This window comes from Pseudomonas sp., from assembly GCF_036387035.1.
In the GTDB taxonomy this organism is placed as follows: domain Bacteria; phylum Pseudomonadota; class Gammaproteobacteria; order Pseudomonadales; family Pseudomonadaceae; genus Aquipseudomonas.
Genome location: NZ_DASVUM010000202.1, coordinates 1 through 8586 on the forward strand (window position 1 = coordinate 1; position 8586 = coordinate 8586).

The 8586-nt window shown below is 63.1% G+C and carries 7 protein-coding genes; 4 read left to right on the forward strand and 3 right to left on the reverse strand.

The window, feature by feature from the left end; all coding sequences use genetic code 11:
* The first annotated feature begins 89 nt into the window (after positions 1-89).
* Positions 90-959 (forward strand): oxaloacetate decarboxylase, encoded by an 870-nt coding sequence (locus VF672_RS19265; RefSeq protein WP_331106142.1) that lies wholly within the window; start codon positions 90-92, stop codon positions 957-959.
* A gap of 39 nt (positions 960-998) precedes the next feature.
* Here the strand turns inward: VF672_RS19265 and VF672_RS19270 are convergent, their stop codons facing one another.
* Positions 999-2027, reverse strand: coding sequence for an alpha/beta hydrolase (locus VF672_RS19270; protein WP_331106143.1), 1029 nt, complete (start codon positions 2025-2027; stop codon positions 999-1001).
* A 187-nt stretch (positions 2028-2214) separates the two neighbouring features.
* Here VF672_RS19270 and VF672_RS19275 point away from each other — a divergent pair, with 187 nt between their 5' ends.
* The gene (locus VF672_RS19275; RefSeq protein ID WP_331106144.1) at positions 2215-3156 is read left to right on the forward strand and encodes an AraC family transcriptional regulator; all 942 of its coding nucleotides are present in this window, start codon (positions 2215-2217) and stop codon (positions 3154-3156) included.
* 18 nt (positions 3157-3174) lie between these two features.
* Here the strand turns inward: VF672_RS19275 and VF672_RS19280 are convergent, their stop codons facing one another.
* Positions 3175-3630 (reverse strand): (R)-mandelonitrile lyase, encoded by a 456-nt coding sequence (locus VF672_RS19280; RefSeq protein ID WP_414705634.1) that lies wholly within the window; start codon positions 3628-3630, stop codon positions 3175-3177.
* A 94-nt stretch (positions 3631-3724) separates the two neighbouring features.
* Between VF672_RS19280 and VF672_RS19285 the strand changes: the two genes are divergently transcribed.
* Positions 3725-4624, forward strand: coding sequence for a LysR family transcriptional regulator (locus tag VF672_RS19285; protein ID WP_331106145.1), 900 nt, complete (start codon positions 3725-3727; stop codon positions 4622-4624).
* A gap of 21 nt (positions 4625-4645) precedes the next feature.
* Here VF672_RS19285 and VF672_RS19290 read toward each other — a convergent pair whose 3' ends face one another.
* Complete coding sequence (locus tag VF672_RS19290; RefSeq protein WP_331106146.1) at positions 4646-7015, reverse strand: DNA polymerase II; 2370 nt, start codon at positions 7013-7015, stop codon at positions 4646-4648.
* A 217-nt stretch (positions 7016-7232) separates the two neighbouring features.
* On the opposite strand from VF672_RS19290, the gene VF672_RS19295 reads away from it, so the two are divergent.
* Complete coding sequence (locus VF672_RS19295; protein WP_331106147.1) at positions 7233-8486, forward strand: M20/M25/M40 family metallo-hydrolase; 1254 nt, start codon at positions 7233-7235, stop codon at positions 8484-8486.
* The last annotated feature ends 100 nt before the right edge of the window (positions 8487-8586 follow it).

Consider the following 8586-nt stretch of genomic DNA (forward strand, 5'->3'; position numbering starts at 1 on the left):
CGCACGTCGCTCGTCGAGGTGAGTCGTTTCAGCCTGATTTTGCGGTAGCATTGCTCGCATTTCGATGACGGCCAGAATCAGGAAGCCTTATGTCCAGAATTTCCCACTCCGCTTTGCGTCGCAAATTCCGTGAACAGCTGGCTTCGCAGCACTGCGTCGAAACGGCGTCCGTGTTCGACCCCATGTCGGCGCGCATCGCGGCTGATCTGGGTTTTGAAGTCGGCATTCTCGGAGGATCGGTGGCATCGCTGCAGGTCCTGGCAGCGCCCGATTTTGCGTTGATCACCCTGAGCGAGTTCGTCGAGCAGGCCACCCGCATCGGCCGCGTCGCGCAGCTGCCTTTCATTGCCGACGCCGACCATGGCTACGGCAACGCCCTCAATGTGATGCGCACGGTTGAAGAACTGGAGCGCGCCGGTGTGGCGGCACTGACCATTGAAGACACGTTGCTGCCCGCGCAATTCGGGCGCAAGTCTACGGATCTGGTGTCCATCGAAGAAGGCATCGGCAAGGTCAAGGCGGCGCTCGAAGCGCGGGTCGATCCGGAGCTGTCGATCATTGCCCGAACCAACGCCGGCGTCTTGCCGGTGCAGGACATCATCGAGCGCACCCTGGCTTACGAAAAGGCCGGTGCCGACGGCATCTGCATCGTCGGCATCAAGGACTTCGAGCACCTGGAGCAGATTTCGGAAAAGCTCACCGTGCCGCTGATGCTGGTGACCTACGGCAATCCGAAGCTCAATGACCGCCAGCGCCTGGCGCACCAGGGCGTGCGAGTGGTGGTGGCCGGTCACGCTGCGTACTTCGCCGCGATCAAGGCCACCTACGACAGCCTGCGGGCCCAACGCCAGGTGACCCACAGCACCTCGAACCACAGCGCCACCGAACTGACCCACACCTACACGTTCCCGGAAAGCTACGTAGGGTGGGCCAAGGATTTCATGGACGTGAAAGAGTGAGGCTGCGGCCCGATCAGGCGGTGGTACCCGCCGGTTGGGTCACTTCAGGTGGGTCTGAAAGAACGACGTCAGTCGGTCAAATGGAATCAGGTCCACCCGGTCGTACAGGTCGACGTGTCCGGCACCCGGGATGATCACCAGCTCTTTGGGCTGGCCGGCCAGGCGATAAGCCTCCTCACTGAACTCACGGGAATGAGCGTTCTCGCCGGCGATGAACAGCATGGGCCGCGGCGAGATCGTCTCGATGTCAGCGAACGGGTAGAAGTTCATGAACTTCACGTTACTGGTCAGGGTGGGATGCGTGGTCAGTTCAGGCGACTGACCCTTCGGCGTGAACTCACCCCGTGGCGTTCGGTAGAAATCGTAGAACTCCCGTTCGATCGGGTTGGACTTATCGGTGAGTTTGTCCACGGTGCCGCTGGTGTACAGCGTTTTGCCGCCGGCAAATTCCACATCGCGCTGTGCGGCTGCGGCCGCAATGGCCTCTTTGCGTTGTTCAATGGTCACTGAATGCTGCAAGCCATTGCGATTGACGCCGCCCATGTCGTACATGCTCACCGTCGCAACGGCCTTCATGCGCGGGTCGATTTTGGCGGCGCTGATGGCAAAGCTGCCACTGCCACAGATACCCAGCACACCGATGCGGTTGCGATCGACGAAGCGCTGGCCGCCAAGGTAATCGACCGCGGCGCTGAAGTCTTCAGCGTACAGGTCAGGTGACACGGCATTGCGTGGCCTGCCTTCGCTCTCGCCCCAGAAAGACAAATCGATGGCCAGGGTGATAAAGCCTTGCTCTGCGAGCTTCTGCGCGTACAGGTTGGAGCTTTGCTCCTTCACGGCGCCCATGGGGTGACCGACGATGATCGCGGGGTACTGGCGGCCGCTGATCATGTCCTTGGGCACGAACAGGTTGCCCACCGTCTTCATCTGGTACTGGTTGTTGAACGTCACCTTTTGCTGGGTGACCTGTTCACTTTTATAAAAATTGTCAGCTCCGCTGGACATATCGGCTCCCATTGTTGCGAACGAGCTGGCCAGCAAGGCCAGCCCCATCATCAGCTGTTTCATTGAATGTCTCCGGCGCCAGGCGTGGCGCGATGAAGTGTGCGAGGCACATAGTCATGGCGCAGCAGCGCAAGCCCGTAGAGCGATCCGCTGGGTTTATTGCCTGATCCGATCAAACCCGCCGCGCGCGTGTGGACAGCCGTTTTGCCGCGCACGTACAGTTTGAGCTTGAGAAAAGGAGGGTCAGACCATGCAAGACATCGCGACCGACGCGCCGGCGAACGGCAGCCACCGGTCTGCCCGACTGCAATCGCTGACGCACATCATCAGCAGCCTCACACCGGCACCGGGTGACTTCCCCACCGCCATCGCCGGCCTCGGTCTGTTTCGCCGCGAAGCGCCCTCGCCGCCGGTCACCTGCATCCTGGCGCCGAGCATCGTGCTGGTGGTCCAGGGCGCCAAGGAAATGGTCATCGGCGGCGATGTCTTCCCCTACGACACGTCACGGTTTTTGATCACCTCGCTGGACGTACCGGCGCATTCCGCCGTGACCCATGCCAGCGCAGAGGCACCGTGTCTGGGGCTGGTCTTCAAGCTGGACCTGCGCACCTTGACCGAGCTGATCGCCCAAGGGGACGTGCCCGTGCCCAAAGAGCGCGCCATACGCCGAAGTGCCGGCATCGCGACCCTGACGTCTGCGCTGCTCGACCCGCTCGCCCGATTGATCGATCTGTTGCAGGAGCCCGACGCCATCCCGGTGCTCTGGCCGCTGCTGCAGCGCGAGATTCACTTCCGTCTGCTTAAAGGCGATCAGGCGCCCCTGCTTCGACACATCGCCTCCGTCGACAGCCAGGGCCACCGCATTGCCAAAGCCATTGACTGGCTCAAGCTGCATTACACGACGCCGGTGCGCATTGAAGACCTGGCGGCGCGGGTGCAAATGAGCGCGCCCAACTTCCATCTGCATTTTCGCAACCTCACGTCCATGAGCCCGCTGCAGTACCAGAAATGGCTGCGCCTGAACGAGGCCCGACGGCTGATGCTCAGTGAGCATCAGGACGCCGCCAGCGCCGCGTTCAAGGTCGGTTATGAAAGCCCGTCGCAGTTCAGTCGCGAGTACGGCCGGCTGTTCGGCGCGCCGCCGAAAAAGGACATCACCCGGATGCGCAGCCAGGCCGTGGCGGTTTCATGATGGGGGTTTTCGGTCCCCTCAGTCTTTTTTCACCGGCCCGGCCAGGTAGGTCTCCTCGCTCACCGGCTCCAGCCAATCCACCGGCTTGCCGTCCAGCGCCTCATTGACGGCCACGTGTTGCATCGCGGTGGTGTCCGTCGCGCCGTGCCAGTGACGGCGGCCACAATTGCACCAGATCAGATCGCCGGGGCGGATCTCGATTTTCGGCCCGCCTGCGCACTGGGTCCAGCCGACGCCATCGGTGACCAGCAGGATCTGCCCCAGCGGATGCGTGTGCCAGTGAGTACGGGCACCAGGCTGGAAGTTCACAACCGCGAGGCCGACGCGTGCCGGGGCCGGCGCGTTGAAAATCCGGTCAATGCGTACGTCACCCGTGAACCAGTCGGCCGGGCCCTTGATGGCCTTGGCCGAACCGGCGCGGTGGATTTGCATGTCTTGGGCAGCGGCATCAGTTGCTTGGGTGGTGTCTGTCATGGCGACCTCCAAAAAGTGTTCATGCAGCGTAACAAGGGCACATTGACGACAGTAGCCGTAGACTGCTTCGATCAAAATGAAGGAGCGCTTCTCAATGGCCGATTACAAACTGGATGACCTGGCGGTGTTTGTGGCCGTGGGTCGCGAGGGCAACTTCACCCGCGCGGCGGCGGCGCTGGGCATTTCGCCCTCGGCGGTCGGCCAGACCATCCGCGCGCTGGAGGCGCGTCTGGGCGTTCGGTTGCTCACGCGTACGACCCGCAGCGTGACCCGCACCGAGGCCGGCGAGCAATTGTTCGAGGGGCAGGCGCCGCTGCTCGACGGCATTGAGGCGCAGGTCAACGCTGCCGTAGACCACAGCGCGCGGCCGTCCGGCACCGTGCGCATCACCGCTGACGAATTCGCCGCGCGTTACGTGCTCTGGCCGCGACTCAAACCGCTGCTCGATCAACACCCGGAGCTGACCATCGAGCTGGTCACCGACTACGGCCTGACCGACATCGTCGCCCAGCGCATCGACGCCGGCGTGCGCCTGGGTGACACCCTCGCGGCGGACATGATCGCAGCGCCGATCGCCCCGCCGTTGCGGCTGATGACCGTGGCATCCCCCGCGTACCTGGCCCGCCATTCCACGCCGCAAGTGCCGCAGGACCTGCCCGGCCATCGTTGCATCAACCTGCGCTTGCCGACCCATGGCGCGCTGTATCAATGGGAGTACGCAAAGGAGGGCCGCAGCATCCGGGTGCGCGTCGACGGGCCGTTGATCATGAACAGCGTGTTTCAGATTCTTCAGGGCTGCCTGGACGGCGTGGGTCTGGCGCAACTCCCGGAGGGCCTCGTGGCCGGGCCGATTGAACGTGGCGAACTGGTCGAAGTGCTCGCCGAGTGGTGCGAACCGTTCGAGGGCTATCACTTGTACTACCCCAGCCGGCGGCAGCACACCGCGGCGTTTCGCGTGGTGCTGGACGCGCTGCGGATCAATCCCCCGCGCTGAGGCCGGGCTTGGAGGCCGGGCTTAGAAGTCGAAGCTGAACTGGTCTTGCGCGCTGAGATCGAGGGTCCGCGAGATCACGAACGGCAATATCGCGTCGGCAATGGGCTGCAGCTGTTTGCTGATGTAATGGTCATAGTCAATGGCGGCGCTGCGCACTTCCAGCGGTTCGGGGCCGGCGACCGTGATCACATAGCTGATCCATCCGCGGTTCTGGTACTGCAACGGCCGACCCTGCTGACGGTTGTACTCATCTGCCAGCCGCGCGGCTCGCACATGGGGCGGCACGTTGCGTTCGTAATCGTCCAGGGCGCGACGCAGGCGCTTGCGGTAGATCAACTGGCTGTCGAGCTCGCCGGCGAGTGTCCGGCGCACGTAGTCACGGATGTATTCCTGAAACGGCTGGCGCTGGAAAATCCGCAGGTACAGCTCTTGTTGAAAGGTCCGGGCCAGCGGTGACCAGTCGGTACGCACCACCTCCAGCCCCTTGTAGACCATTTCGTCTTCGCCGTTGGGGCGGGTGACAAGCCCCGCGTAGCGCTTTTTGCTGCCCTCCTCGGCACCGCGGATGGTCGGCATAAGGAAGCGTTTGAAGTGCGTTTCGAATTGCAGCTCAAGCGCACTCTCCAGCGCGTATTCCTGCTGCAGGTGCGTGCGCCACCAGTCATTGACCTGCTTGACCAGCGTGGCGCCGATCCGCGCCGCGTCTTCCTGCTCGTGGGCCTTTTTCAGCCAGACGAAGGTCGAGTCGGTGTCGCCATAAATCACTTCATAGCCCTGGGCTTCGATCAGCAGCCGTGTCTGGTGCATGATCTCGTGCCCGCGCAGGGTGATGGACGACGCCAGCCGCGTGTCGAAAAAACGGCAGCCGCTGGAGCCGAGCACGCCGTAGAAAGCGTTCATGATGATTTTCAGGGCCTGGGACAACGGCGCATTGCGCTCGCGCTTGGCGACCTCACGCCCTTCGGCGACACGCGCGACGATCGCCGGCAGACAATGCCGCGTGCGTGAGAAACGCGCACCGCGAAAGCCTTCCACCGACTCGCTGTCTTCCGGCTGCTTGAGGCCCTCGATCAAGCCCACCGGATCAATCAGAAACGTACGAATGATCGACGGGTAGAGGCTTTTGTAATCGAGCACCAGCACCGACTCGTAAAGGCCGGGACGCGAATCCATGACGAAGCCGCCCGGGCTGGCTTCCGGCATGCGCTCGCCCAGGTTCGGCGCGACAAAGCCCTGCCGGTGCATCAACGGAATGTACAAATGCTCGAACGCGGCCACCGAACCGCCGTTGCGATCCACCGGCAAACCGGTGACCGTGGCACGTTCAAGGAGGAAGGTCAGCAACTCGGTCTTGGCAAAAATCTGCGTGACCAGTTCGCAGTCCTTGAGGTTGTAACGCGCCAGCGCCGGCTTGTCCTCGGCGAACATGCGGTTGATTTCGTCCATGCGCTGATAGGGGTTGTCGATGGCCTTGCCTTCGCCCAGCAGCGTCTGCGAGACATTCTCCAGGCTGAACGAAGGAAAGCTCCATGTCGCCGAACGCAACGCCTCGATGCCGTCGATGATCAAGCGTCCGGCCGCGGCCGCAAAAAAATGGTTGTTACGCGCGCCGTGCTCGCGCCAGGTCATGACTTCCCCGCCGCGACCCAGCCGCAGCGGCACGTTCAAACGCCTCGAGTGCTCGTGCAGCACGCGCAAATCGAACTGCACGACGTTCCAGCCAATGATCCCGTCAGGGTCATGACGGGCCATCCATTCGTTGAGTTTTTCCAGCAGTGCGACGCGGGTGTCGCAGTAGTCCAGCTTGAAATCCACCTGTGCGTCGTCGCCATTGGCCGGCCCGAGCATGTACACCTGCCGCTCGCCGCAGCCGTGCAGGCCGATGCAATACAGCTCGCCGCGCTCGGTGGTTTCGATGTCCAGCGACACCAGTTGCAGGGTTGGGCGGTATTCCGGAGCCGGCCGCAGTTGCGCGTCGAGCAACAGGCCGTCGGCGTCCGCCCGGCCGCTGAACTGCACCGGGGCGGTGATGAACCGCTCCATCAGGTAACGCTCGGGCGGACGAATATCGGCTTCGTACACGTCGACGCTGGCTTTGCGCAGCTCGCCCTCCAGGCTCATCAACTGGCGATGCTGGCGCGTGTAAAGGCCGAGCACCGGGCGGTGGCGGAAATCACACAGCTCCAGCGGCTTGAGCTCGACATGGCGTTCGTTGCGCAGCACGGCTTCGGCGCGCTCGCGGTGCTGCGCCGGAATAAACGCGACGGAGGTTTGATACGGCAGGCGTACCTGTCGCGGGCCGTCATCGGTGGCCAGCCAGAATTCCACCTCGGTGCCTGCGTCCGTGTCACGCCAATGCCGGGTCAGGACGAAGCCCTGCTGTACATCCACCGCTGCAACCTCACCACTCGTTTATTTCAGACGAAGATTCTACGGCGAATGTCGGAGGAAAGGGCGGTGGCTGCAGGAATGCTCTACGCCAGGCCGCTGAGCTGTCAGCCCAGGCATGGAAACCTCACGCGCTGTCAGACCCGACGGCCTACTCTGCGGGAAGAATGTGTGTCCGGGGGACATCACAACAACTCGTACATCATCTGAGGGATCCAGCATGCACGTTCGACGTACCGCCCTGACCGCTTCGGTCGCCGCCGCGCTTTTCAGCTGCGGCAGCCTTTTTGCTTCCGGCGCCTATGCCGCCGACGTTTCTCCCGAGCAACTGTTGAAGAAAGCCGAAGCCGAGCAAAAACCTTACCTGACCACGGTCAAACAACTGGTCGACATCGACACCGGAACCGGCCAGGGGGCCGGGCTGAAAATGGTCAGCGCGGTGCTGGTCGAGCGGCTCAAGGCCCTGGGCGCAACAGTGCAAACCTCGCCGGCGACCCCTTCGGCGGGCGATAACATCGTCGGCACCCTCAAGGGCACAGGCAGCAAGTCCTTCCTGCTGATGATCCATTACGACACCGTGTTCGGTCCCGGCACCGCCGCCAAGCGACCCTTCCGTGTCGACGGCGAGCACGCCTATGGCCCCGGCGTTGCCGACGCCAAAGGTGGCGTGGCGATGGTGCTGCACAGCTTGAAGCTGCTCGAAAACGAAAAATTCAAGGGCTTCGGCACGATTACCGTGCTGTTCAACCCGGACGAAGAAACGGGCTCGGCCGGCTCGAAAACCCTCATCGCCGAACTCGCCCGCAAGCACGACTATGTGTTCTCGTTCGAGCCCCCGGATAAGGACGCCGTGACGGTCGCGACCAATGGCATCAACGGGGTCTTCGTCGACGTCACAGGCAAGTCATCACACGCGGGTTCCGCCCCGGAAGCCGGGCGCAATGCGGCCATGGAACTGGCCCACCAGCTGGTGCAACTCAAGGATCTCGGCGACCCAGCCAAGGGCACCACGGTCAACTGGACGCTCATCAAGGGCGGTGAGAAACGCAACATCATCCCTTCCAGCGCGGCAGCGGAAGGCGACATGCGCTACTCGGACCTGAGCGAATCCGACCGAGTACTGGCGGACGGTCAGCGCATCGTGCAGGGCAAATTGATCGACGGCACCGAGGTCACCTTCCGCCTGGACAAAGGCCGCCCGCCGCTGGCGAAAAACCCGGCGACCGACGACCTCGCCAAAACCGCCCAAGCGATATACGGCCACATCGGCCGCCCCCTGGAACCCATCGCCATGCGCTTCGGCACCGACGCCGGCTACGCCTACGTACCCGACAGCCAGAAACCCGCCGTGCTCGAAACCATGGGCGTCGTCGGCGCCGGCCTCCATGCCGACGACGAATACCTGGACCTGAGCAGCATCGCGCCGAGGCTCTACCTGACAACCGCCCTGATCATGCAACTGTCCGGCAAATAACCCTGCGGCGCCCGCGGCGGCATCAACACGCAGAGCGAGGGCACCATCACATCGAGAGCGCCCGCCCCGGCCCCTTCCCGGCTAAAGCCGGTCCCACTAA